This window comes from Paenibacillus flagellatus (assembly GCF_003217775.1).
Classification (GTDB): domain Bacteria; phylum Bacillota; class Bacilli; order Paenibacillales; family NBRC-103111; genus Paenibacillus_AB; species Paenibacillus_AB flagellatus.
In genome coordinates this window covers 1-1,586 of record NZ_QJVJ01000034.1, presented here as the reverse complement: position 1 = coordinate 1,586, position 1,586 = coordinate 1, and the positions used below count along the sequence as shown (strand labels likewise).

General features: G+C 52.2%; 1 protein-coding gene. It reads right to left on the bottom strand.

Going from position 1 to position 1,586, the window contains the following annotated elements; translation table 11 throughout:
* Nucleotides 1–175: 175 nt before the first annotated feature.
* Nucleotides 176–1,477, bottom strand: coding sequence for an IS1380 family transposase (locus tag DLM86_RS31635; protein ID WP_024982794.1), 1,302 nt, complete (start codon nt 1,475–1,477; stop codon nt 176–178).
* Between the last annotated feature and the right edge of the window lie 109 nt (nt 1,478–1,586).

The following is a 1,586-nucleotide window of genomic DNA, read 5'->3' as shown; positions in this document are numbered from 1 at the left end:
CCTGAATTTCGAAAGCGCATAAGAATGCGGTGGCGATCATCCAGGAGCGGATCAACAACTGTGAATAAGTGGGAGTGGGACCAGCGAAATTTTGAAACCAATATCCACATGGGGATAACTCCCCCCTCCCCAGAAAAGGGGCATTGTTGTTTTCCATGTGAAATGTTGGAAGCCGTCACTCCAATTGAACCACTTTGGCTTCGATTCGTTTCCATGCATGACGACCGTCGAAATCCTTGATCAGCTTGAGCACGACCGCGCGACTATGCCGAACAAGCGTCGCCGCGCAATGAAAGAACTCCAGTCGGAATCTTGCAATCGTATAACCCTGATGCATCGGTTCGCAACAATCGCGCTTAAAGCGTTCGAACAAATTGTAGGCCAGCAACTTGATCAGCAGATCGACTTCATTCGCTTCAAAATCACTGGTCGCGATCCGGTCCATGGAAAAACCGTCTTTCGCCTCTTTGATGTAATTTTCCATGCAGCAACGCTGGTTGTAAAAGCGCCATAGGTCAATTGGTTCCCACTCCAGGTTGGTTACAATCGCTTCATACTGCCAGTCCTCGTCGAATACGATGCGGCCTTGACCGTCTTCGCAGACTTGCGTCTTACGAATGACCGCTACGCGACGGGGCTTTTTCCAGGACGTAGCTTTGTAAATCAAAGTGATGCCCTCGATGATCCAGTCCTCGTCGACATAGCGCGTCCAGTAGCGACAAGCCGCCACGTCGCTTGCGAGGCGTTTGGTCCATTTCATTTTGCCGACGTAACCGATCTTGCGGCCTTCCCACAGTTGGTAGAAATCCTCGCCGCCAAAGCCTTTGTCGAACCGGGCGTACGCCACTTGGCGCTCGCCGAGCAGTGCGAAGGTTTGCTGCAAAAAGTCGATTGCGTCGGTTGAAGAATGCGTGTTGCCGGGGCGAAGCCTCGCATTCAGATTCAAGTGGGTTTGCCCTTCAAAAGCCAGCAACGGATGGTAGCTGTTTCGTCCGGGCTTATGCGGATTGGTGCCTTTGGCCGCGCCGGCCTGCTCCCCGTATACCGTCTCCACCGAGGAGTCCAGATCAAGGATTGGCTTGGACGGCAAGCAGAGATGAATGATTTCCATATTCAGCTTGCGCAGTTCCGTCGGGAGCTGCGGGCAGGATCTGCCCAGACGCGCGAGCTCCTTGTACAGCAAACTGTGATGCGGCAGACGGCCTCCCAGAAAACGACAAAGCAACACATCGTGCTGTAACTTGCGGAAATGAAAAATACGCCCGCAGCCCAGCATCCAGCCAACCATTAGATAGAGCAGGATGCGATGAACAGGAAAAATGGCGTTGTGCGCTTTGCCGCCGGAAAGGCGCTGCATGGCCTCGGCGAGCTTGATTTTTTCGAGATAGGCCAAAAAGATTTTGACGCCGCCGAAACTCGTGGCGTTCTGCAGCGAAAATTCGCTCTTGATTTTGCTGACCGGTGTGGTAGACTTCACCTAAAAGGTGCTCCTCTCTTTGGGTGATGTTGTCCTGGACAAACACCATTCTACCAAAGATTTGGAGCCCTTTTTATGTTTTTAATGCGCAGTACTTTCGAAATTCAGG